The 24,631-nt window shown below is 34.5% G+C and carries 26 protein-coding genes and 1 tRNA gene; 19 read left to right on the forward strand and 8 right to left on the reverse strand.

Annotation, left to right across the window (positions count from 1 at the left end):
• Positions 1 to 19 precede the first annotated feature (19 nt).
• The 3 genes from mnmE to jag form a co-directional block, all read right to left on the reverse strand.
• Positions 20 to 1,408, reverse strand: a complete 1,389-nt coding sequence (mnmE, locus tag AC1RPR_RS01425; protein WP_481761079.1) for a tRNA uridine-5-carboxymethylaminomethyl(34) synthesis GTPase MnmE — start codon at positions 1,406 to 1,408, stop codon at positions 20 to 22.
• Positions 1,409 to 1,615: 207 nt separating this feature from the next.
• Positions 1,616 to 2,068 carry a MarR family winged helix-turn-helix transcriptional regulator gene (locus AC1RPR_RS01430; RefSeq protein WP_481761080.1) on the reverse strand — a complete coding sequence of 151 codons (453 nt, stop codon included), beginning with the start codon at positions 2,066 to 2,068 and terminating at the stop codon, positions 1,616 to 1,618.
• A gap of 26 nt (positions 2,069 to 2,094) precedes the next feature.
• Positions 2,095 to 2,820, reverse strand: a complete 726-nt coding sequence (gene jag / locus AC1RPR_RS01435; protein ID WP_481761081.1) for an RNA-binding cell elongation regulator Jag/EloR — start codon at positions 2,818 to 2,820, stop codon at positions 2,095 to 2,097.
• Positions 2,821 to 2,988: 168 nt separating this feature from the next.
• On the opposite strand from jag, the gene AC1RPR_RS01440 reads away from it, so the two are divergent.
• Entirely contained in the window at positions 2,989 to 3,843 is an 855-nt protein-coding gene (locus tag AC1RPR_RS01440; protein ID WP_481761083.1) for an aldo/keto reductase, read from the forward strand.
• A 58-nt stretch (positions 3,844 to 3,901) separates the two neighbouring features.
• Here the strand turns inward: AC1RPR_RS01440 and AC1RPR_RS01445 are convergent, their stop codons facing one another.
• The 4 genes from AC1RPR_RS01445 to rpmH form a co-directional block, all read right to left on the reverse strand.
• The gene (locus AC1RPR_RS01445; protein ID WP_409021843.1) at positions 3,902 to 4,099 is read right to left on the reverse strand and encodes a PspC domain-containing protein; all 198 of its coding nucleotides are present in this window, start codon (positions 4,097 to 4,099) and stop codon (positions 3,902 to 3,904) included.
• An 86-nt stretch (positions 4,100 to 4,185) separates the two neighbouring features.
• Complete coding sequence (gene yidC, locus AC1RPR_RS01450) at positions 4,186 to 4,986, reverse strand: membrane protein insertase YidC (protein WP_481762166.1); 801 nt, start codon at positions 4,984 to 4,986, stop codon at positions 4,186 to 4,188.
• Positions 4,987 to 5,047: 61 nt separating this feature from the next.
• On the reverse strand, positions 5,048 to 5,386 hold the full coding sequence (rnpA, locus tag AC1RPR_RS01455; protein WP_409021846.1) for a ribonuclease P protein component: 339 nt from the start codon (positions 5,384 to 5,386) through the stop codon (positions 5,048 to 5,050).
• Positions 5,387 to 5,450: 64 nt separating this feature from the next.
• A complete protein-coding gene (rpmH, locus tag AC1RPR_RS01460) occupies positions 5,451 to 5,585 on the reverse strand; it encodes a 50S ribosomal protein L34 (protein WP_057974157.1) in 135 nt (44 codons plus the stop codon).
• Between the two features lie 510 nt (positions 5,586 to 6,095).
• On the opposite strand from rpmH, the gene dnaA reads away from it, so the two are divergent.
• The 18 genes from dnaA to AC1RPR_RS01550 all read left to right on the forward strand — a co-directional run bounded on the left by dnaA (position 6,096) and on the right by AC1RPR_RS01550 (position 24,207).
• Positions 6,096 to 7,448: a chromosomal replication initiator protein DnaA gene (gene dnaA / locus AC1RPR_RS01465; protein WP_481761085.1), complete on the forward strand. Its 1,353-nt coding sequence runs from the start codon at positions 6,096 to 6,098 to the stop codon at positions 7,446 to 7,448.
• Between the two features lie 170 nt (positions 7,449 to 7,618).
• A complete protein-coding gene (gene dnaN, locus AC1RPR_RS01470) occupies positions 7,619 to 8,758 on the forward strand; it encodes a DNA polymerase III subunit beta (RefSeq protein ID WP_481761086.1) in 1,140 nt (379 codons plus the stop codon).
• A 311-nt stretch (positions 8,759 to 9,069) separates the two neighbouring features.
• Positions 9,070 to 9,297 carry a S4 domain-containing protein YaaA gene (gene yaaA, locus AC1RPR_RS01475; protein WP_057974154.1) on the forward strand — a complete coding sequence of 76 codons (228 nt, stop codon included), beginning with the start codon at positions 9,070 to 9,072 and terminating at the stop codon, positions 9,295 to 9,297.
• Between the two features lie 8 nt (positions 9,298 to 9,305).
• Positions 9,306 to 10,439 carry a DNA replication/repair protein RecF gene (gene recF, locus AC1RPR_RS01480; RefSeq protein ID WP_409021849.1) on the forward strand — a complete coding sequence of 378 codons (1,134 nt, stop codon included), beginning with the start codon at positions 9,306 to 9,308 and terminating at the stop codon, positions 10,437 to 10,439.
• 19 nt (positions 10,440 to 10,458) lie between these two features.
• A complete protein-coding gene (gene gyrB, locus AC1RPR_RS01485) occupies positions 10,459 to 12,396 on the forward strand; it encodes a DNA topoisomerase (ATP-hydrolyzing) subunit B (protein ID WP_481761146.1) in 1,938 nt (645 codons plus the stop codon).
• An 86-nt stretch (positions 12,397 to 12,482) separates the two neighbouring features.
• On the forward strand, positions 12,483 to 14,933 hold the full coding sequence (gene gyrA / locus AC1RPR_RS01490; protein ID WP_481761147.1) for a DNA gyrase subunit A: 2,451 nt from the start codon (positions 12,483 to 12,485) through the stop codon (positions 14,931 to 14,933).
• Between the two features lie 197 nt (positions 14,934 to 15,130).
• A complete protein-coding gene (gene rpsF / locus AC1RPR_RS01495; protein ID WP_409021850.1) occupies positions 15,131 to 15,424 on the forward strand; it encodes a 30S ribosomal protein S6 in 294 nt (97 codons plus the stop codon).
• A 37-nt stretch (positions 15,425 to 15,461) separates the two neighbouring features.
• Positions 15,462 to 15,989, forward strand: coding sequence for a single-stranded DNA-binding protein (gene ssb / locus AC1RPR_RS01500; RefSeq protein ID WP_409021851.1), 528 nt, complete (start codon positions 15,462 to 15,464; stop codon positions 15,987 to 15,989).
• 18 nt (positions 15,990 to 16,007) lie between these two features.
• A complete protein-coding gene (gene rpsR, locus AC1RPR_RS01505; protein WP_057974148.1) occupies positions 16,008 to 16,262 on the forward strand; it encodes a 30S ribosomal protein S18 in 255 nt (84 codons plus the stop codon).
• Between the two features lie 124 nt (positions 16,263 to 16,386).
• Positions 16,387 to 18,399, forward strand: coding sequence for a DHH family phosphoesterase (locus tag AC1RPR_RS01510; RefSeq protein ID WP_481761087.1), 2,013 nt, complete (start codon positions 16,387 to 16,389; stop codon positions 18,397 to 18,399).
• 6 nt (positions 18,400 to 18,405) lie between these two features.
• Positions 18,406 to 18,861: a 50S ribosomal protein L9 gene (gene rplI / locus AC1RPR_RS01515; protein ID WP_481761088.1), complete on the forward strand. Its 456-nt coding sequence runs from the start codon at positions 18,406 to 18,408 to the stop codon at positions 18,859 to 18,861.
• 83 nt (positions 18,862 to 18,944) lie between these two features.
• Positions 18,945 to 20,336 carry a replicative DNA helicase gene (gene dnaB, locus AC1RPR_RS01520; protein ID WP_481761089.1) on the forward strand — a complete coding sequence of 464 codons (1,392 nt, stop codon included), beginning with the start codon at positions 18,945 to 18,947 and terminating at the stop codon, positions 20,334 to 20,336.
• 182 nt (positions 20,337 to 20,518) lie between these two features.
• Positions 20,519 to 21,805: an adenylosuccinate synthase gene (locus AC1RPR_RS01525; RefSeq protein WP_481761090.1), complete on the forward strand. Its 1,287-nt coding sequence runs from the start codon at positions 20,519 to 20,521 to the stop codon at positions 21,803 to 21,805.
• 214 nt (positions 21,806 to 22,019) lie between these two features.
• On the forward strand, positions 22,020 to 22,229 hold the full coding sequence (locus AC1RPR_RS01530; protein ID WP_409022828.1) for a CsbD family protein: 210 nt from the start codon (positions 22,020 to 22,022) through the stop codon (positions 22,227 to 22,229).
• A 386-nt stretch (positions 22,230 to 22,615) separates the two neighbouring features.
• Positions 22,616 to 22,861 (forward strand): GlsB/YeaQ/YmgE family stress response membrane protein, encoded by a 246-nt coding sequence (locus AC1RPR_RS01535; RefSeq protein WP_409021856.1) that lies wholly within the window; start codon positions 22,616 to 22,618, stop codon positions 22,859 to 22,861.
• Between the two features lie 25 nt (positions 22,862 to 22,886).
• On the forward strand, positions 22,887 to 23,441 hold the full coding sequence (amaP, locus tag AC1RPR_RS01540; RefSeq protein WP_481761091.1) for an alkaline shock response membrane anchor protein AmaP: 555 nt from the start codon (positions 22,887 to 22,889) through the stop codon (positions 23,439 to 23,441).
• 16 nt (positions 23,442 to 23,457) lie between these two features.
• A complete protein-coding gene (locus AC1RPR_RS01545; protein WP_409021858.1) occupies positions 23,458 to 23,658 on the forward strand; it encodes a DUF2273 domain-containing protein in 201 nt (66 codons plus the stop codon).
• Positions 23,659 to 23,688: 30 nt separating this feature from the next.
• Complete coding sequence (locus AC1RPR_RS01550) at positions 23,689 to 24,207, forward strand: Asp23/Gls24 family envelope stress response protein (RefSeq protein WP_481761092.1); 519 nt, start codon at positions 23,689 to 23,691, stop codon at positions 24,205 to 24,207.
• A 165-nt stretch (positions 24,208 to 24,372) separates the two neighbouring features.
• On the opposite strand, the gene AC1RPR_RS01555 is transcribed toward AC1RPR_RS01550, so the two are convergent.
• Positions 24,373 to 24,445: transfer RNA gene (locus AC1RPR_RS01555), tRNA-Lys, on the reverse strand.
• Positions 24,446 to 24,631 lie beyond the last annotated feature (186 nt).

A 24,631-nucleotide genomic window follows, 5' to 3' on the forward strand; every position in this document is an offset into this window, starting at 1 on the left:
TTCTCCTATTTACTAACAATTATTTACCTAAACAGAATTGACTAAATAATTCTGTGAGTAATTCATCTTTGTAGCTATCACCAGTGATTTCACCAAGTAATTCCCAACTTCTAGTCATGTCAATTTGAACTAAATCGATTGGCATACCGGAAGCAATCCCAGTGATCACATCATCTAAAGCAGTCTCAGCTTGATTTAACAAGCCAATATGACGAGAATTAGTAATCATAACTGTTGTTTGGCTATTTTCAATTCCACCAAAGAATAAGTTAGCAATTTTTTCTTCAAGTTGCTTCACACCTTCATGATTTAAGACAGAAATAGAAATAATTTCCGTTGGATCAACCATACTTTCTAATTCTTTACGATCTAGATTTTCTGGTAAATCTGTTTTATTTAAGATAACAATTCGTTTATCATTCTGTGTTAATTTAATGAGCTGCTTATCTTCAGCAGACAAAGGTTCATTGCTATTCAAAACAAGCATGACTAAATCAGCTTGAACAATCGCTTCTTTCGAACGTTCAACCCCAATTTTTTCAACCTTATCTTCTGTATCACGAATACCGGCAGTGTCTACCAATTTCAAAGGTACACCCATAACGTTAACGTATTCTTCAATCACATCACGCGTTGTTCCAGCAACATCAGTTACAATGGCTTTATCTTCATGTAATAAGTGATTCAAAAGACTTGATTTACCAACATTAGGTCGACCAATTATGGCAGTAGCTAATCCTTCACGTAATACTTTACCTTGTTGCGCTGTTTGTAGTAATTCTTGAACATATTGCTTAACATCACGTGCTTTTTCAAGCAATAATTTAGTCGTCATTTCTTCACCAGCATCGTATTCTGGATAATCAATATTAACTTCAACTAATGCCAAAACATCTACGATATCTTTACGTAAATTGCGGATTAGACGTGCTAAATTACCATCTAACTGATTTAGTGCAACTTTCATTGAGCGATCTGTTTTAGCACGAATTAAATCCATAACAGCCTCAGCTTGAGATAAATCAATTCGACCATTTAAGAATGCTCGTTTTGTAAATTCACCAGGTTCAGCTAAGCGTGCCCCATTACTTAATAATAATTGTAAAATTTGATTCGTTGGTACAATACCACCATGACAGTTAATTTCAATCACATCTTCACGTGTAAATGTTTTAGGTGCTAACATAACTGAGACCATGACCTCATCGACTTCTTCATCCGTTTTAGGATTTAAAATATGTCCGTAGTTAATGGTATGACTATCAACGTTACCTAAATTTTTCCCTTTAAATACATTATTAGCAATTTGAACGGCATCCTCACCACTTAATCGAACAATTGAAATGGCACCTTCACCAGGTGGTGTTGATATAGCGGCAATTGTATCAAATTCTGTTAATTCTGGCATATCTTTAAATACTCCCTTCAAGTGCTCTATTAGCAGTTAATTAATCATATTCTTTAAATTTTTTCAAACAAAAAAAGGGCCCACTCCACGCCCTAAAAGGACGTGGATAAAGCACCTTCACTACTTTATCTAATATTAAGTTCAATGCCAATAATATACTTTTTTTACCGACATTTGTCAACAAGTCTGTTTGATGATTCTAATTCACTAACCACGAATACCGCGATTTTCTAATTTATTAGTAATCACTTTTAATTCATTAACATAACCAAGATATTCTTCTTCAGTCATATCAAATGAAGTAAAACAATTCGACATTTGTTTCATAATTCTATGTTTACTTCTTTTAGCTTTTCCAGTCAATGAGACATTCACACGGCGTTCATCCTCAGGATCTCTAGTCCGAAGAATCCAATCATCCTTTTCCATACGTTTTAAAAGTGGTGTTAATGTTCCGTTATCTAGATGTAACTTCGCACCAAGTTCCTTCACCATAACAGGTGACGTTTCCCACAATGAAAGTAACGTAATATATTGCGGATACGTTAAGCTAAATTCCTTCAGTGATTCTGTATAAAATTTATTGTAATCTTTTTGTGCTGTGTAAATAGCAAAACATAGTTCATCTTCTAATTTTTCTGGATCATGTTTTAAAGCCATGGGTGGGGACTCCCTTCTATTACTGACTATTTTTTATTTTTAGGCGCTACAATTACTGAGCGCTTAGGTTCTGTTCCAATCGATGTTGTTTTGATTCGGTTATTTCGTGCTAAATAAAAATGAATTTGCTTACGTTCGTTAGCAGGCATCGGGTCTAATTGTACCGTCTCACCCGTTCTAATAACATCCTTGGCCACTTTAATTGCAAGGCGCTCAATCGTTTCTTCGCGACGTTTACGGTAGCCACCAACATCTAGAATAACATTCATTCTGCTAACTGCTTTTTGATTCATATTAACTTGTGCTAAATATTGCAAAGCATTTAAACTTTTACCGTGTTTACCAATTAATAATCCTTGTTTACTCGTATTAAAATCATATGTTACCTGACGGCGCTCAAATTGAACATTAATTTCTGTATCAATACCCATTAATTCTGTAATGTCGGCCAAATAATAACCAACATCATGAACTGCTTTTTCATTAAGTTGACTTCTAGCAGCTTTTTCTGCTGCTGTTAGAGGCTTTGATGTAACACTATCTTTTTTTTCATCAATAATTTTCTTGCTTACTGGTTTTTCTGTTATTTTTTTTTCAATTAATTCAACTTCTGCCTTTTTGCGGCCAAAAAATAAAAATCCAGACTTACCTTCATTGATTATTTTAATTTCAATCTGTGTTTTTTCAAGCTTTAATGCAGCCAAACCGTTACTCACAGCTTGATCAACATTTTTTCCAGTAAATATGGGCATGTTCATCCTCCAAATATAATTATCATCGTTATATTATAGCACTAATTGACCCCTTATCTATACCCTTTTTCAGAACGATTTTTTTGAAAAGTTCTTTCATTTGACAAAATCTATAGGACTCAGCCTATAATGAAAATACTAAATATAAAAACTCGGAGGATTAATTCTATGAATAAATTAACAGACACATATGAATTAGCAAATGGTGTCAAAATTCCTGTTGTTGGTTTTGGTACTTGGCAAACACCAAGTGGTGATGTTGCTAAAGCATCTGTAAAATCAGCATTAGCTTCTGGTTACATACATTTAGATACTGCTGAAATGTACCACAATGAAAGTAGTGTTGGAGAAGGTATTGCCGAAAGCGGTGTTGCTCGTGAAGATATCTTTTTAACAAGTAAATTAGCTAATACAGCTCATACGTACGATGAAACACAAACAGCATTTGCACGAACATTAAAAGATTTAGGTGTTGATTACCTTGATTTATTCTTGATTCACTGGCCAAATCCTGCTGCTTATCGTGAAGATAATTGGGAAAGTCATCTTCAAGAAACATGGCGTGCATTTGAAGATCTTTATAATGAAGGTAAAATTAAAGCCATTGGTGTTTCTAACTTCCGTCCTCGTCATTTTAAAATTTTGGAAGAAACACAAACAATTACACCAATGATTAATCAAATTAGATTAGCTCCTGGTGATACTCCCAAAGAGACAATTGATTATTGTCACAAGCATAATATTCAATTAGAAGCTTATAGCCCATTAGGAACTGGTGCTATCTTTACGGAACCAACAATGGTTAAAATTGCTAATCGTATTGGTCGCAGTGTTGCACAAGTTACCTTACGTTGGTCATTACAAAATGGATTCTTACCACTTCCCAAATCTGTTCATGCTGACAGAATTGAAGAAAATACTCATTTATTTGATTTTGAATTATCTGATGAAGACATGGCAGAAATCAACTCTCTAGATGGTGTTGTTGGTCATGCTCAAGATCCAGATACAGCAACTTTCTAAAATGTTTCACGTGAAACAAAAATGCGTAACCAGATATATTCTGGTTACGCATTTTTAGTTATCTATAGTTTGATGATGCATTTGGCATGACTATTGCACATATGATGTAAACAATAATACCAGGGAATGCTGCACTCAGGACACTTAAAAGAACGTACCCTATTCTTGTTAATGTTGGGTCCCAGTTAAAAAATTCAGCAATACCACCGACAACACCAGCAATAATTCTATTATTAGATTTTGTTAATTTTCTCAATTTTAATCCTCCTCTTGTTAACCTTTTATGTAATTATATCCAAAATAAAAAACCAAAGCCACTAAATGGACTTTGGTTTTCAAAAATTACTTTTTGTTACGGCCCTTATAAGCTTTCTTTTTCGCTTTTTTAATAGCCTGTACTTTTTCTTTTTCAAGACGTACTTTTTCTTCACGTTCACGTGTAATTTTAAATGGATTATTAATTAACAATGTTTGTCCAACTGAGAATGCATTGGTAATAACCCAATATAATGACAAGGCTGATGGTAAGTTAACAGCTGTCACAAGAATCATTATTGGTGTACCATAAACCATCATCGTTGACATTGAGTTTGCTTCAGGTTGGGACATAACACCCAACTTAGAAACAAAGTAAGTTAAGATTGCAGCAAAAATTGGTAAGATGAAGTACGGATCTTTATCACCAAGCTGTAACCATAAAAATTCACCCGTCTTCAAAACGTTCGTTCTCAAAATAGCTTGATAAAGAGCTAATAAAATCGGCATCTGTACTAATAATGGTAAACATCCAGCAACAGGATTAATGCCTGCTTCTGCATATAATTTCTGTTGTTCTTCACGTAATTTTTGAACAGTTGCAGCATCTTTACCAGAATGCTTAGCTTGAAGTGCCTTCAATTGAGGTTGAACTTCAGCTGTTTTACGCATACTTTTTGTTTGATAAATCATTAATGGTAATAAAATAACCCTAATGATTATGGTAAAGATGATAATACCAACACCATAGTTCCCACCAAATAATTTTGAAAGGAAAATAATAGCCCTAGAGAAACTGAGGATGATACCGCCATCCCAAATTCCTGTACTATTTTCCGTTATTGGTGTTGTACTACATCCCGCTAGGACTAACATTAACCCCAACATACTTAATAGGACTAAAAATCGCTTACTCTTCTTTTTCACAAGAATACCCTCGCTCACTTTATTAGTCTAAAATTTTAGCTATTTTTAAAACATGTGTTAATTGTTTCTTGGATTCCTCTTGCGACAACCAAGCAACAGATGGTCTAGCAATAACCAAAAAATCGCAATCTTGTTTAAGATCTGGTTTCAATTCTAACAACGATTGACGAATACGGCGTTTAACCCAATTACGAGCAACAGCATTCCCAATACGTTTTCCAACTGAAATTCCAACTCTAAAATGAGCTTGTTCTGGTTTTTCCATCATATATATAACATACTTTCGGTTCGCACAAGATTGACCTTTTTTAAAAACTGTTTGGAACTCTGCTTCTTTTTTAACGCGATATGATTTTCTCATGTAATATCTCCAGTTAAATAGATACTGTATCTTTGTAATAAAAAAAACCACTGAAATCAGTGGTCTATGCAGACAATACTTTTCTACCTTTACGGCGTCTACGTGCTAAGACGTTACGGCCGCCTTTTGTACTCATGCGTTTACGGAAACCATGCACGCGTTCACGGTGACGTTTTTTAGGTTGGTATGTTCTTTTCATAATTTAGGCACCTCCTTAAATACTTAATGTTTCAACTAATCGGTATCTTGATAAAAATAAGATACCAGTGACGTCAATTTCACTTACCGGAATATAATACCATACTTCTTTCTTCTATGAAAGAAAATTATTAGAATTCAATGTAATTTAGTTATCCACACTTTTTCGCTATTTATTTTTTAGTTGTGGATGAGTTGTGAAACACATCTTGTCGTCCACAACTCGGAACACACACTTTTTCACAATAAACAGCCTGTTAATAAGTTATACACACCCTTAACTAAAAACTGTTAATAACTAATGAAAATCCTTTAATAACATACTTTATTTCAATCACTCATTTGTGGATAACATGGCAAACAAAACTGGTTTATCTTTTTATGCCCACCCCTGTGGAAAACTTATTAATGACCCTGTTATTATTTTTTACACATTTTTTTAAACCTGTGGAAAACCCTTCTTTAAAATGCTAAACTGTAGTTACGATTTATTTAAACAAGGAGGCTTTTTGTGCTTACTCTCGAAAATTTATGGTCCTCACTGACTGATTATTTCAAAACGCAACTCAACCCTGTTAGTTACGAAACTTGGATTTCATCAGCTGAACCAAAACAATTTATTAATAACGACCTTATTATTGAGCTACCCTCCCAGCTACATAAAACTTACTGGATACAACATCTAGCACCAAAAGTTGTTGCGTTTCTTTACGAATCAACTGGTGAAGAAATCAATCCCGTTTTAAAAATAAAGGGTGAATTAACCGCGGGCGGCCAATCAAATATGGCAGTATCAAATAGTTCAAACTCTAATAACGATAATGTCCCTACCTTTATGCGTGATGCCAAATTAAACGATAGATATACCTTTAGTACCTTCGTTACTGGAAAAGGTAATCAGATGGCCCACGCTGCTGCTTTGGTTGTTTCTGAAGAACCTGGCCGCTTGTACAACCCGCTCTTTTTCTATGGTGGTGTTGGTTTGGGTAAAACCCATTTAATGCACGCAATTGGTCACCAAATGCTTCTAAACAATCCTGATGCAAAAGTAAAATACGTTACAAGTGAAGCATTTACTAACGGCTTCATTAACTCACTTCGAAATAATACGCCCGAAGATTTCCGAAAAGAATATCGTAGTGTTGATCTCTTACTGGTGGATGATATTCAATTTTTTGCCGATAAAGAATCAACACAAGAAGAATTTTTCCATACATTTAACTCTTTATATGATGATAAAAAACAAATTGTCTTATCATCTGATCGTTTACCAAACGAAATACCAAAATTACAAAAACGTCTTATATCTCGCTTTAAATGGGGTCTTTCAGTTGATATAACCCCTCCTGATTTAGAAACTAGAATTGCTATTTTAAGAAATAAATCTGATGCTGAAAATCTTGAAATACCAGATGATACATTAAGTTATATTGCTGGCCAAATCGATTCGAATATTCGTGAACTTGAAGGCGCTTTGGTTAGAGTACAAGCGTACGCGACCTTATCAAACTCAGAAATAACAACGAGTTTAGCCGCCGATGCCTTAAAAAACTTAAGTTTAAAAGATAAATCAAATGAAATTTCAATTGCTATTGTTCAAGATCGGGTTGCTAAATATTTCCACGTTACTGTGGGCGATTTAAAAGGAAAAAAACGTGTTAAAGCAATTGTTATGCCACGTCAAATTGCTATGTACTTAAGTCGCGAACTTACCGACAATTCCTTACCTAAGATTGGATCTGAATTTGGTGGTAAGGATCATACAACGGTTATTCATGCTCACGAAAAAATTGCTGTAATGTTAGAAACTGATGACAAACTTCAGCGTCAAATTTCAGATCTTAAGAGTGAACTTAACCAATAATAGTTGTGGGCAATTGTGGATAAGGCGGCTTGTTTACTCACAGGTTATCCACATGTGAATTCTTTTATTTACATGGTCCCAACGTATTTCTTAACATGATTAACAGGCCCTACTACTGCTTCTATTCTTTTATTACTTAATTAATAACTAAACTTACCGGAGGATTTACTATGGAATTTACAATTAATCGATCAGCATTCATTAAACAATTAACAGATGTTCAAAGAGCTATTTCTTCAAAAACAACAATTCCTATATTAACGGGTATCAAAGTTGTCTTAACTGCTTCTGGTTTACTTTTAACAGGTAGTGATGCAGATGTTTCTATTGAAACTTTTTTATCTGTTGAAGATGAATCTAATAACTTAACAATTGAATCAACTGGTGAAATTGTGCTACCTGCACGATTCTTTAGCGAAATTGTTAAAAAATTACCGCAAGATACTTTTTCATTAACAGTGACTGATGGTTATCAAACTGAGATTACTTCTGGATCAGCCTCATTCAATATTAATGGGTTAGATGCAAATAACTATCCTCACTTACCAGAAATTGATACTGATGATAATTTAATTTTTTCGGGATCAATCTTAAAACAAATTATTAGCCAAACTGTTATTGCCGTTTCTAACCAAGAAAGTCGCCCTATTTTAACTGGTGTTCACTTTGTCATTGAAAATGGTGAGTTTTTAGCAGTCGCAACAGATAGTCATCGTTTGAGCCAACGTAAAATTACATTGGAAGGCGCAAACGATGCAAAATATGATGTTATTATTCCTGGTAAATCTTTAGTAGAATTATCACGAATGATTGACGATTCTAATCCAGATATTGAAATGCGTATTTCAGAAAACCAAGTACTCTTTATTCTTGGAAATACCTCATTTTATTCACGTTTATTAGAAGGAAATTATCCTGATACAACTCGTCTAATTCCTAAAGAATCAGCTACAGACATTGAGTTTAATGCGCCTAAATTATTATCAGCAATTGAACGTGCGTCATTACTATCACATGAAAGCCGTAATAACGTTGTTAAACTAGCGATTAATACGGCAGAACAAAAAGTTGTCATTTATAGTAACTCGCCTGATGTTGGTAATGTTGAGGAAGCATTAGAATTTAGCAATTTATCAGGAAATGATCTTGAAATTTCATTTAATCCAGACTATATGAAAGATGCTTTAAGATCATTTGGACAAACTGAAATTAAAGTTGCGTTTACACAACCATTACGACCATTTACCTTAGTCCCAACTGAAGATACAACGCAATTTATTCAATTAATTACACCAGTTCGAACATTCTAATTAATTGTTCGTGTATGAATAACTAATAAAAATAGAGTAAAAGCAGCCAATAAAACTGTTTTTACTCTATTTTTTTAGGTAAATTATATTAAAAGTGAGAAATGAATTTTATGGTTTGATTTTGACTAAAAAAATAAGGCAATAGTGAATTGTAGTCATTTAATTAAAAATATAGCCTTTTAAGTAATTTTAGAGTAAAAAGACTAATTAAAACTTAAATCGCTTAAATCGGCTTAAAATGAGATGTGAAATTGTAATTTTGCGAAAAAAAAGGTATAATAGAAAAGGAAGAAAATGGAGGTTGACGACAATTGAAATCAGATATTTATTTAGAAACACCTTACATGATGCTACAACAAGTTTTGAAATCAGAAACAATTATTAATTCTGGTGGCGAAGCAAAATGGTTTTTACGTGAAAATGAAGTCCTTGTAAATGGTGAATTAGAAGACCGACGTGGACGTAAATTATACCCTGGCGATGTTATTGAAGTTCCAGGTATTGCAATTATTACGATGCATTCAATGGACGAAAAGTAGGCTTATCAATGTATCTAGAAAATTTAACCTTGAGGGATTATCGTAACTATGAAGATTTAAATATCTCATTTTCACCAGCAATCAATATATTACTTGGTGAAAATGCTCAGGGTAAAACGAATTTATTGGAAGCAATTTATGTGTTATCAATGACTCGAAGTCATAGAACGAATAATGATAAAGAGTTGATTAAGTGGGATAAGACAGCTGCGATAATCCAAGGTCGGGTGAATAAGCAAGTAGGGTCATTGCCACTCGAGATTCAAATTAATTCTAAAGGTAAAAAAGCTAAAGTTAATCATCTTGAACAGGCCAAATTGTCACAGTACATTGGACAGTTCAATGTGATTTTGTTTGCACCAGAGGATTTAGCCCTTGTAAAGGGTGCCCCATCAGTAAGAAGAAGATTTGTTGATATGGAATTTGGCCAAATTAATGCACGTTATTTATATAATTTAGGTCAATACCGAACTATTTTGAAACAGCGTAATCAATATCTAAAACAGTTACAGCATAAAAAAGACCAAGATTTAGTTTTTTTAGATGTATTATCTGATCAATTAGCTGCTTTTGGCGCAGAAATTGTACATCAACGCTTAATATTTCTTAAACAACTTGAATTCTGGGCTAACCAATTACAAGAAGAGATTACACAGTCCGCTGAAACGTTAACATTTGAGTATGCCACTCATTTGGAAAACGCGTCAGAAAAAACGATTGAACAGTTGTATACGCAATTACAAAATGATTTAAAAAAATCAATAAAAAAAGAAATATTTCAAGGGACAACCTTAGCTGGGCCACATCGTGATGATGTGCGTTTTTTAATTAACGGCAAAAACGTTCAAACATATGGATCTCAAGGACAACAAAGAACAACAGCATTATCAGTCAAATTAGCCGAAATTGAGTTAATGAAAGAGGAAACTGGGGAATATCCAGTCCTTCTTTTGGATGATGTTCTTTCTGAATTGGATGATATGCGTCAAACACATCTTTTGAAGACGATTCAAAATAAGGTTCAAACATTTTTAACAACACCAAACTTAAGTGGTATTGCTAGATCGTTAATTAATGAACCTAAGATTTTTCATATTAATCAAGGTAACTTACTCGAAGAGGAGGAACATATAGTTGACTGATCAAGAGAAACAAGCTGAAATAGCAGAAGAATTACATGAAGAAAAAGCAAAAGAATATGATGCGAGCCAAATTCAAGTTTTAGAAGGACTTGAAGCTGTTAGAAAACGTCCCGGTATGTATATTGGAACAACGGCTTCACAAGGTCTTCATCACTTAGTTTGGGAAATTATTGATAATGGTATCGATGAAGCATTGGCTGGTTTTGCCGATGAAATTAATGTTGTTGTCGAAAAAGACAACAGTATAACAGTTCGTGATAATGGACGTGGTATCCCTGTTGATATCCAAGCAAAAACAGGCCGTCCAGCGCTTGAAACCGTTTTTACAATTTTACATGCTGGGGGTAAATTTGGCGGTGGTGGTTATAAAGTTTCTGGTGGACTTCATGGAGTTGGTGCTTCAGTTGTTAATGCATTATCAACTGAGCTAGATGTTCAGGTTATTCGTGAAGGTAAAGTCTACGGTATGGACTTTGCTCGCGGTAAAGTTAAAACAGAGATGTCAGTTGTAGGTGAAGCACCTGAAAATGAACATGCAACGATTGTTCATTTTGTACCGGATTCTGATATTTTTACGGAAACAACTGTCTATGATATTAAAGTATTAACAACGCGAATTCGTGAATTAGCATTCTTGAATAAAGGCCTTAAAATTACGATTGATGATAAACGTGATGGTGGACCCGGATTACAAGAATTCCATTATGCCGGTGGTATTAAGCATTATGTTGAATACTTAAATAAAAATAAAGATGTTATTTTCCCAGAACCTATCTATGTTGAAGGTGAACAAAAAGGGATTATTGTTGAAGTTGCCCTCCAATATACAGATGATTATCATAGTAATTTATTAACTTTCACAAATAATATTCATACTTATGAGGGTGGTACTCATGAATCTGGTTTTAAGACAGCCTTAACCCGGGTTATAAATGATTACGCTCGTAAAAATAATCTTATGAAAGAAAATGATGCTAATCTTTCTGGTGAAGATGTTCGTGAAGGATTGACGGCTGTTGTCAGTATTAAACATCCAGATCCTCAATTTGAAGGTCAAACAAAAACAAAATTAGGTAATTCAGATGCGCGTACGGTTACTGATCGTACTTTCTCTGAACATTTTACTAAGTTTTTAATGGAAAATCCTAAAGAAGCTAAAATTATTGTAGAAAAAGGCTTATTAGCTGCTAGAGCTCGAGTAGCTGCTAAACATGCTCGTGAAGTAACACGTAAAAAAAGTGGGCTTGAAATCAGTAACTTACCCGGTAAGTTAGCTGATAATACAAGTAAAGATCCTGCAATTAGTGAATTATTTATCGTCGAAGGTGATTCAGCCGGCGGTTCAGCTAAACAGGGTCGTTCACGGTTAACACAAGCTATCTTACCGATTCGTGGTAAGATTTTGAATGTTGAAAAAGCAAGTTTAGATAAAATTTTAGCCAATGAAGAAATTCGTTCATTATTTACAGCTATGGGAACAGGTTTTGGTGGCGAATTTAATGTTGAAAAAGCTAATTATCATAAATTAATTATTATGACTGATGCTGATGTCGATGGTGCCCATATTAGAACGTTATTATTAACACTGTTCTATCGTTACATGCGTCCACTTGTTGAAGCAGGATTCGTGTATATTGCGCAACCACCTTTATATCAAATTAGACAAGGTAAGATGATTCGTTATGTCGATACTGAAGAAGAATTAGAAGAAATTCAAGGGCAATTGGCACCAACACCAAAACCCGTTATTCAACGATATAAAGGTCTTGGAGAAATGGATGCTTCTCAATTGTGGGAAACAACTATGGATCCAGATGCTCGTCGTTTATTACGTGTTAACGTCGACGATGCCATTGAAGCTAATGATGTCTTTAATATGTTAATGGGTGATCGTGTAGAACCTAGACGTGAATTTATTGAAAAAAATGCCACTTACGTAGAAAACTTAGATATTTAAAAACTTAGTCGTAAAGGAGGTTGAAAATTTTGGCAGAAGAATTACCAGCTACAAGCCGGATAAAAGATGTTAATCTTTCCGGAGAAATGAAAAAATCATTCTTGGATTATGCTATGAGCGTTATTGTTGCTCGTGCACTTCCTGATGTTCGAGATGGGTTGAAACCTGTCCATCGTCGTATTTTATACGGGATGAGTGAATTAGGGATTACGCCTGATAAACCATACAAAAAATCAGCTAGAATTGTTGGGGATGTTATGGGTAAGTACCATCCTCATGGTGATTCATCGATTTATGAAGCGATGGTTCGTATGGCCCAAGACTTTAGTTACCGTTACATGTTAGTTGATGGGCATGGTAACTTTGGTTCTGTCGATGGTGATGGCGCTGCTGCTATGCGTTATACTGAAGCTAGAATGAGTAAAATAGCTGTTGAAATGATGCGTGATATCAATAAAGATACCATTGATTTCATGGATAATTACGATGGCAGTGAACATGAACCAGTTGTTTTACCTGCGCGTTTTCCTAACTTATTAGTTAATGGTGCAACAGGTATTGCCGTTGGTATGACAACGAATATTCCGCCACATAATTTGTCAGAAGTTATTTCTGGATTACATATTTTGATGGATAATCCTGATGCAACTGTGGCTGATTTGATGGAGGCTATCCCTGGTCCTGATTTTCCAACTGGGGCTACTGTTCTAGGTAAATCTGGTATTCGTAAAGCTTACGAAACAGGTAAGGGAACAATAACAATTCGTTCAAAAGTTGAAATTGAAGAACAAAAGAATGGTAAAGAACGTATTATCGTTGATGAACTTCCTTACATGGTTAATAAAGCACGTTTAATTGAACGTATTGCTGATTTAGCTCGTGATAAAAAAATTGAAGGTATCACTGATATTAATGATGAGTCTGATCGTGAAGGATTACGAATTGTGATCGATATTCGTCGTGATATGAGTGCTTCAGTTGTGTTGAATAACCTTTATAAATTAACGTTATTACAAACATCTTTCAGTTTTAATATGCTAGCAATCGTTAATGGTATTCCAAAAGTTCTAAGTTTAAAGGAAATGCTTGTTTATTACCTTGAACATCAAGAAAAAGTTATCCGTCGTCGTACGCAATTTGAATTGAAAAAGGCACGTGCTCGCGCACATATCCTTGAAGGTTTAAGAATTGCACTCGATCATATTGATGAAATTATTAGAATTATCCGTAGCTCAAATACGGGTGAACTTGCTAAAAATCAATTGATGGGTAATTATGGTTTATCAGATAAACAAGCTCAAGCTATTTTAGATATGCGATTAGTTCGTTTAACTGGTTTAGAACGTGAAAAAATTGAAGAAGAATATCAAAATTTAATGGCATCAATCGCTGATTTTGAAGATATTTTGGCTCATGACTCACGTATTCATGATATTATTTATCAAGAATTGTTAGATTTACAAGCTAAATTTGGTGATGAACGTCGTACTGAATTATTAATTGGCGAAGTATTGAATCTTGAAGATGAAGATTTGATTGAAGAAGAAGAAGTTATGATTACATTAACGCATAACGGTTATGTAAAACGTCTTGCAACTGATGAATTCAAAGCACAAAACCGTGGTGGCCGTGGCGTTCAAGGTATGGGTGTTCATGATGATGACTTTATTGAACATCTTGTGTCGACATCAACGCATGATACCCTACTATTCTTCACGAATGCTGGTAAAGTGTACCGTATGAAGGGGTATGAAATTCCTGAATATGGACGCACAGCTAAAGGAATTCCTGTCATTAATCTTTTAGGGGTTAATTCTGGTGAGAAAATCCAAGCTGTTATCAACGTAAGCAAGCAAGAAAATGATGAACGTTATCTTTTCTTTACGACGCTTAACGGAACAGTTAAGAGAACACCGGTGTCAGAATTTTCTAACATACGAAATAATGGTTTAAAAGCGATTAAATTGCATGATGAAGATGAATTAATTAACGTTGCTATCACAGATGGCACGCAGAATATGATTATTGGAACGCATCGAGGTTACGCAGTATCATTTGCTGAAAATGATGTTCGTTCAATGGGTCGTTCTGCTTCTGGTGTTCGTGGTATTCGGTTAAGAGAAGATGATTACGTTGTAGGAGCTGATTTATTAGCTGCTGATAGTCACGTATTTATCATTTCTGAAAAAGGATACGGTAAGCAAACACCCGCTTCGGCTTATGCAATTAAAGGCCGTGGTGGAAAAGGAATTAAGACAGCTAACATTTCTGAAAAGAATGGACCAATTGCTGGGTTAGCAACCGTTCAAGGTGATGAAGATATCATGTTAATTACGGATCAAGGTGTTATGATTCGCTTTAATGTGAAGAACGTGTCAAAAACGGGCCGTGCTACTTTAGGAGTTCATTTAATTCGAATTGATGAGAATGCTAAAGTTGCAACAATGGCAAAAGTTGAAGCTACTCCTGAAGAAACAACTACTATTTTAGATGCAGTTGTATCAGACGTTGAAAGTGAAACAAATGACTTAGAATAAACTAAATTAAAAAAATAAAATAAAATCCTAATTAACGGCGTACTTAATAAGTGTGTAGTTAATTAGGATTTTCTTGCTTTAAGTGAATGGCAGTGATATAATTTTAGTTCGTAAGTGTCTATGGCATTAAATAGATAACTTTCCTTGTTCTTGCCACGAGGTAAGGACCTAAAGTCCATAAGGAGGTGTAAACAGTCATGAGTAAATATGAAATTACTTATATCATCCGTACCGATCTTGATGAAGCAGCTAAAGCAGCTTTGATCGAACGTTTCGATGGTATTTTAACAAGTAATGGTGCAGAAATCGTTACTTCAAAAGACTGGTCAAAACGTCGTCTTGCATACGAAATCAGCGGTTATAATGAAGGTATCTACCATATCATTAATGCTACAGCCGATGACGATATCGCAATTAACGAATTTGATCGTCTTTCAAAGATTAATGAAGGAATCTTGCGTCATATGATCATTAACAGAGATGAAAAATAATTCATTTTAATAAAATAACGGAGAGGAGCAATACATTATGATTAATAGAACAGTACTTGTCGGACGTTTAACAAGAGACCCTGATTTACGCTACACAGCTAGTGGTGCTGCAGTTGCAACTTTTACAGTTGCAGTTAATCGACAATTCACGAACGCTTCTGGCGAACGTGAAGCCGATTTTATTAACTGTGTTATCTGGCGAAAAGCAGCCGAGAACTTCGCTAACTTTACGCATAAAGGTTCTTTAATTGGTGTCGATGGACGAATTCAAACGCGTTCATATGATAATCAACAAGGAACTCGCGTGTATGTTACTGAAGTTGTCGTAGAAAACTTTTCGTTGCTTGAATCAAAATCTCAATCAAGCCAACAACAAGGTAACGCTAATAATCAAAGCAGCGCTCCTCAATCAAGTTCATCATCAAATAACAATGCTAACCCATTTGGTGGCGCAAGTTCGAATAATAATTCAAACACAACGCAATCTAATGATTCAGCAACAGTTGATCCATTTGCAAATAATGGCCAACAAATTGATATTTCTGATGACGACCTACCATTCTAATTAGAGGAGGAAACTCACATGGCACAACAACAACAACGTAGAGGTGGTGGCGGTGGCGCACGTCGTCGACGTAAAGTTGACTTCATCGCAGCTAACCACATCGATTATATCGATTATAAAGATACAGACTTGTTAAAACGTTTCATTTCAGAACGTGGTAAGATTTTACCTCGTCGTGTTACGGGAACAAGCGCTAAAAACCAACGCAGTTTAACAATTGCAATTAAACGCTCACGTATTATGGGCTTATTACCATTCGTTTCAGAAGAATAGTAATATCTAGGGAAGACTATGCAAATAGTCTTCCCTTTTTTTGTACTATCAGCAAGATTTGTGCAGGTAAATGGGGAATGTGATAAAATAGATAACATCTAGGATTTACAGATGAGGAGATACTATGAAAAAGTTCCTTTCAAACGAGAAACTTCCCAGTTTTTTGAAGAATGAACGCTTAAGATGGATTGCGATTTTTATCGTAATTATGTCTTTATTTAGTGTTGTTCTGTCTTTTACAGTTAATTTATTTTTAGGACTTATATTGTTAATTATTGCGTTGGGTGCTACCAGCGCAAGTATGTATATTATGTCCCAAATTACGGCAAATACTAATGAATATATATCGGAATTATCATATCGTATTAAACGTAGTGAACAAGAAGCGCTTATCAAAATGCCAATTGGTATTTTGATTTTTAACGAACAAAATGAGATTGAGTGGGTTAATCCATACTTACAACCTTATTTTGAAAAAAATGATATTTTAGGTAAGAAAATAGAGAGCGTCGATGAATCGTTATCGACGATTATTACAGATAACGCTGAGACTAAAGGCTTGGTGAAAGTAACATGGCATGAAAAAGATTTTGAAATGATCATACAAAATGATATTCATGTTGCTTACCTGATGGATATTACGCGTTATTCATCAATTGAAAAAGAATTTGAAGCAGAGCGCGTTGTTATCGGTCAAGTGTTCTTAGATAATTATGATGAAGTAACGCAATCTATGTCAGATAAGAATGTTTCTAATTTAAGTAACTTTGTCACAAATGAGTTATCTAATTGGGCGCGTCGTTATGGGATGTATTTAAAAAGAACGGATTCAGATCGATTTTTTATTTTAGTTCATGCCCATTCTTTACAACAAATTGAAGAAGAAAAATTTAAAATTTTAGATCGAATTCGCGATCGGACATCCAAACAAAACTTTCCGCTCACATTGAGCATGGGAATTGCCTATGGCGATGGCGATTTGAATTCACTTGCAAAATTAGCTCAAAGCAATTTAGATCTTGCTTTAGGTCGAGGTGGGGATCAAGTTGTCGTTAAATCACCTGAAGAGCAAGCAAGATTTTATGGTGGTAAAACTAATCCGATGGAAAAACGGACTCGGGTTCGTGCTAGAATGATTTCTCAAGCGTTACAAGAAATAATGAAACCAATGGACCAAGTCTTCGTTATGGGACATCAGAGCCCAGATATGGACTCTGTAGGAGCTTGTTTGGGCATTAGACGAATCGCTTTGATGAATAATATGAAATGTTGGATTGTTTTAGATCAAACCGCTATTCATTCAGATGTACAACGATTGATGGAAGAGTTAGATCAATATCCTGATATCAAATATAATATTATTACACCTGAAGAAGCAGTAGAAAAAGCAACAGAACAGAGTTTACTGGTGATGGTTGATCATTCTAAACCCTCTATTTCTGGTAGTCCTGAATTGTATGAAAAACTTAAAAATCGTCTGATGGTTATTGATCATCATCGTCGTGGAGAAGAATTCCCTGAAAATCCAATGTTAGTTTATATTGAACCTTATGCATCATCAACCTGTGAACTGATTACTGAAATGTTTGAATATCAATCAAAAGATAGTGAACCAATTAATAAAATTGAAGCAACTGCGATGTTAACGGGAATTATTATTGATACGAAGTCGTTTTCATTAAGGACGGGTACACGAACATTTGATGCAGCCAGTTATTTAAGGTCCGTTGGGGCTGATTCAACAATGGTTCAAAACTTTATGAAAGAAAATGTTGATAGTTACTTGAAGCGTAATCATTTAATTGATAAAGTAGAGTTCATTAATACTGATTTAGCATTATGTGTGGGTGAAGATGATACGATTTATGACCCAGTTACAGCAGCACAGGCAGCAGATTCATTATTATCTATTTCAAGTGTATCAGCGTCATTTGTTGTCACAAAACGATCAGAAAATCGTGTTAGTATCTCTGCTAGAAGTACAGGGACGACTAATGTTCAAGTTGTTATGGAACAAATGGGCGGCGGCGGTCACTTATCAAATGCTGCGACTCAGTTAACTGGTGTGAGTGTAAGTGAAGCTGCAGAACAATTAGTTAATATTTTAACGACAAAAAAAGATGAAATTAAGGAGTAGTTGATTATGAAAGTTATATTTTTAGAAGATGTTCGCGGAAAAGGTAAACGTGGAGAAATTAAAGAAGTACCAAGCGGCTATGCTCAAAATTTTTTAATTAAAAATGGTAAAGCAAAATTAGCTACAAATTCAGCAATGAGTTCTTTAAAGGGACAACAAAAAGCTGAAGAAAAAAAAGCTGAAGAAATTTTAAAAGAAGCTAAAGATGAAAAAATCGTTTTAGAAGATGATAAGACAGTTGTTGAATTAACAGCTAAAGCGGGCGAAGATGGCCGTTTATTTGGCTCAATTCCTAGCAAGCAAATTGTACAAGCTATGGAAAAACAATACGGAATTAAAATCGACAAACGTAAAGTTGAACTACCAGAACCAATTCGTGCCTTAGGATTCACGAATGTACCTGTTAAGTTACATGTTGATGTAACAGCAATGATTCGTGTTCATGTTTCGGCTAATAACTAAAGTAGTATTTATTTGAAAAGCTGGCAAAATTTGATTTTGTCCAGCTTTTTTCTTGATTTTAGAAGTAAGGAGAACACGATAAAATGAATAATGAACTATTAACAGACCAAACGCCACCACAGAATATTGAAGCGGAACAAGCCGTTTTGGGCGCTGTCTTTTTAAAGAGTGATGCTCTTGTTGAGGCAATGGAATACTTGGAGCCCGAAGACTTCTATCAACGTCGCCATCAATTGATATTTGCGGCTATGGTGGATCTGAATGATAAAGATGAAGCTATTGATATTGTTACGATTCAAGATAATTTAACTTCTAAAAATCAAATGGATGATATTGGCGGTGTTAGCTATATTGTTGAATTAGCTGGCTCTGTACCAACGGCTGCGAACGTTCAGTATTATGCTAAAATTGTTGAAGAAAAATCAATGATTCGACGCTTAATTGCGACAGCGACATCTATTGCAACTAAGGGTTTATCACAAGATGATGATGTTGCAACGCTTTTAGATAATGCTGAACGTGAAATTATGAGCGTATCTGAAAAAAGAAATAGTAGTGGTTTTCAAGCTATCGCTGATGTATTAAAAAGTACATTTACAAATATTGAAAAGTTAGCTAAAGAAGGCGATACAATTACTGGATTGTCGACAGGTTATCCAGAGTTGGATAAAATGACTGCCGGGTTACATCCAGATGAGTTAATCATTTTAGCTGCTCGTCCGGCTGTTGGTAAAACAGCTTTTGCGTTGAATATTGCTCAAAACGTAGCAACTAAAACTGATGAAACTGTCGCTATTTTTAGTTTAGAAATGTCAGCAGAATCATTAGTTAGTCGTATGTTATGTGCTGAAGGTAGTATTAATGCGAATCACTTACGAACGGGACAATTAGACGAATCAGAATGGTCAAATTTGATTGTGGCAATGAATTCATTATCAAAGGCTAATATCTTTATTGATGACACTGCTGGGTCAAAGATGGCTGAAATTCGGGCAAAATGCCGTCGATTAGCGAAGGAAAAAGGTGGACTAGGGTTAATCGTTGTTGATTATTTACAGTTGATTGAAGGTTCAGGACGCGAAAGTCGACAACAAGAAGTCTCAGAAATTTCTCGTCAAATGAAGAAATTAGCGAAAGAATTAAGTGTTCCAGTTATTGCATTGTCTCAATTATCCCGTGGTGTTGAACAACGCCAAGATAAACGACCAGTGTTATCAGATATTCGTGAATCTGGTTCTATTGAACAAGATGCAGATATTGTTGCATTTTTGTATCGAGATGATTATTATGAACGCGATACTGATGAAGATGAAGACGGGAATCTACCTGATCCAAGGGATGAAGATGACCAAAATGTTGGTGAAGTTGAAGTTATTATTGAAAAAAACCGTGGTGGCGAACGAGGTACAGTTAAATTATTATTTGTTAAATCATATAATAAATTCTCGTCACTTGCCTATAGACCAGAAGGCTAGAAAATATTCCTTAGTGGGATATTTTTTTTGAATAAAAAGAGAAACGTTCGTTATATAGTTGATAAATGTTTATATAAAATACAAACGTTCGTATTTTAGTTGTATTTGAACTGCTTTATTGCTATAATATTCTAGGATTGTATTTATGAATTTAAAATATAAATTATGAGGTGGATGAAAATATGTCATCAGTAGTTGTAGTAGGTAGCCAATGGGGCGATGAAGGAAAAGGTAAAATTACAGATTTCTTAAGTCAAAATGCCGATGTTATTGCACGGTATCAAGGTGGCGATAACGCCGGACACACAATTGTATTTGAAGGCAACACTTACAAATTACATTTGATTCCATCAGGTATTTTCTTTCAAGATAAATTAAGTATCATTGGTAATGGGGTTGTTGTGAATCCTAAAGCTTTATGTGAAGAACTTGATTATCTACAAAAACTCGGCGTTAAAGGAGATAATTTACGTATTTCTGACCGCGCTCATGTTATTTTGCCATACCATATTCTACTTGATGGCTTACAAGAAGCTGCTAAAAAAGAAGATAAGATTGGGACGACTAATAAAGGTATTGGACCAGCTTATATGGATAAAGCTGCTAGAATTGGTATTAGAATTGCTGATTTAATGGAAAAAGAAACTTTCTCAGCAAAATTAAAAAATAATTTAGAACAAAAAAATCGTGAATTTACAAAATTATATGATCATGAACCACTTGAATTTGATGATATTTTTGAAGAATATTTTGCCTATGGCCAACGTTTGAAACGATACGTAATGGACACGTCAGTTATTATTAATGATGCACTAGATTCTGGTAAGAAAGTCTTATTTGAAGGTGCACAAGGTGTTATGTTAGATATTGATCATGGAACGTACCCATTTGTAACTTCTTCAAATCCAATTGCAGGTGGCGCAACAGTCGGTGTTGGTGTTGGACCTGCTCAAATAAATACAGTTGTTGGTGTCTGCAAAGCCTATACATCACGTGTAGGGGATGGTCCTTTTCCAACTGAACTATTAGATGAAATCGGTGATACTATCCGTGAAGTTGGACATGAATATGGTGTAACAACAAAACGTCCACGTCGTATTGGCTGGTTTGATAGTGTTGTTATGAATCATTCCAAACGTGTTTCAGGATTGACTAACTTATGTTTAAACAGTATTGATGTTTTAACTGGATTAAAAGAAGTTAAAATTTGTACAGCATACGAATTAAATGGTGAAATTATTCATCGTTATCCAGCTAGTTTTAAAGAATTATCTCAATGTAAACCAGTATATGAAACATTACCTGGTTGGACTGAAGATATTACTCAAATGAAAACTCTTGCAGAATTACCTGAAAATGCTAGAAATTATATTAGACGTATTGAAGAAATCGTTGATGTTAAAATTTCAACATTCTCAGTTGGACCCGATCGTGATCAAACAAATGTTTTAGATGATGTTTGGGCATAAATAAGTAATAGGTTGATAGTAATGTGAGAAAAGTCAAAGTTAATACTTTGATTTTTTTTTATTTAATCAATAACTAAGTAGATAAATAACCTTAATTAATTAGAGCTTAAAAATTTATATAACTTATATATTTGATAAGTCGAATATGTTGCATACGCTTTCTTTGGATGTTACTATCGGTATGTAGACAAATATATTATGAGGAGGAAACATGATGACAAATGAAGATAGATTAGATGCAAAGAAAGATCAAATTAAGGGTAAAGTAACAGAAACTAAAGGTAAATTGACAGGAGACAAGCAAGAAGAAGTTAAAGGTAAAGCGGAAGGTTTCCTTGGTAAAGCGAAAGATAAATTAGAAGATGTCAAAGATGATGTTGCAGAAAAAATAGATGAAGTTATGGACAAACGTAAAAAGAAATAGTAATTTCATTGGGTTCTCGCACTGCTTACAATAAGCAGTGCGAGTTTTTTTTATTTCTTTTTATTAGCCGAAGTTAGATAAATAATAGGCTTATCTTGTGAGTATAGTACCTATCAGTTCATCTTATTCACTCAGATATTCATAGATCTTATTTTGTTTAACTTTATGTGATTAATTAAGCAACGAGGAAAACAAAGATAGTTATTTATCTTTATTTTTTGGTGTATATAAGTTTAAGTACCTGGGAAAGAGATTCATTAAGTTTCATAGATTGAGCGTAATAAAATCGTTTCATTTGCAAGCGATTTCAAATAATGGTATATTACATATAACGAATAGTTAATATAATAAATAACTATTTAATATAAACAAAGGAGGAACATATTATGATTTGGTCATTAATTGTAGGTGCTATTATTGGTGCTGTTGCAGGGGCGATTACTAATCGCGGTGAGTCGATGGGATGGATAAGTAACATCATCGCTGGACTAGTTGGGTCAGCTCTTGGTCAAAGTGTCCTTGGTCATTGGGGACCTAGCTTGGCAGGAATGGCAATTATCCCTTCTATCATTGGTGCGATAATTTTAGTTTTAATTGTTTCAGCTATATTTGGTATAAAAGCAAGGAAGTAAATCAAGTCAAGAGAGAGGTATGTTTATGAAGAAGAGTAAAAAAATTATTCTGAGTATAGTCAGCCTCGGATACTTGATTGGGCTTAGCTTGCTGATTTGGCCAGAAATAATTGAGAAAATAACTAAAATGCTTGAACATTTTAACGTTAGTACAAATTTTCAGAGTAACGATTTTATCTTCTATTATGGGATTGTGTTATTGCTATTAACAGTCTTCATATTTTTGTTAATACTTTTGTGGCCTGCGCAACTACCAGATATTCCTTTGAAGCAAACTAAAGAAGGAAGACTTGCTTTAAGTAACCAGGGTATTAGCCAATTTATCAAGACAAAGTTGTCTAGTGAAGACTTATCTAATATTAAAGTTACGTTGAAGAATACACGACGTCAGCGAAAGATCCATATTGTTGCAGATTCAGTTTACCAACAGTCTACAGTTGGACAATTACCTCGTATTACGAGTGAATTAACTGAGAATCTCAATGATCTATTAGCTGGATCTAGTCATATTCCTATCAAAGTAGATATTAAGGTAAGTAAAAAATCAAATTCAAAACGTAAAGTTACACGGGTAGTTTAAGAGGGAGTGTGCATAAATGAAAGATAAAATGTCAATTAATATTGGAGTTGGTAGTGCTCTAGGATTTATCATATCCTCGTTACTTGTAACTGTAGGATTTTGGAAGACGATTATCATTATGATTGTGACACTGTTAGCAGGATGGATTGGTTATCTATTTAAAGAATATGATATTGATCTGTCATTTATTTCAAAAATTTTCACGCGGAAAAATTGATTATTTTAAAAATCGAAAGGAGTCTTAATTATGACTACAGAAAAAACAAATACGCAGGGAACAAAGACTGAACCAAAGGGGACATTGACATTTGATGACAAGGTTATTCAAAAAATAGTCGGTTATGCAATTGAAAATGTATCTGGTCTCTTGGGTGTGGATGGTGGATTTGTCGCAAATATTAAAAATAAACTTGTAAATAGTGATAATCCAACAGATGGCATCGGCGTTGAGGTTGGCAAGGAACAAGTTGCGGTTGATTTAAATATTATTATGGCATATGGGCACAATGCACATGATATTTATAAACAGTTAACGGAAGTTATTAATAAACAAGTAAAGGAAACAACAGATTTAGCTTTAATTGAGTTGAATGTTGAAGTAGTAGACATTCAAACACCAAAAGAATTTGATGATTCACAAACAAGTTTACAAGATCGTGTATCTGATGCAGGTAGTACTATTAAAGAAAAAACAACAGATGGGGTAGATGCCGTTAAAAAAACGACCTCTCAGGTAGTAAATAAAGATGATGACCGGGTTAAATAGCGTTGAACAAATAATAAGATTTAAATCTAGTTAAGAGAAATCCGATAGGGTTTCTCTTTTTTTGTTTCACGTGAAACATCAATAAGTAAATGAGAACACAAAAAAAGCACCTAGCCGCAGCTAGATGCTTCAACATATCTTGCGATATGTTGGGTTTGGCACCCATGGGTGGTTAGGGGCTCGAACCCTAGACCCACGGATTAAGAGTCCGTTGCTCTACCAACTGAGCTAACCACCCAAACCATTAATAATAATTCATCAACGTTAAATATATTATCATATATACTAATAAAAGACAATAACTTTTCGAAAAAGGATTTGGGTAAATTTAATCACTGTGTTTGGCAATGATGATTGAATAGGCTATAATAATGGAGGGTTAAGAAGTTGTATCTAGATTTAATTTTACAGCTTCCTATAAGGA

The sequence above is a fragment of the Dellaglioa sp. CoH-57-MRSF-22 genome, assembly GCF_056781895.1.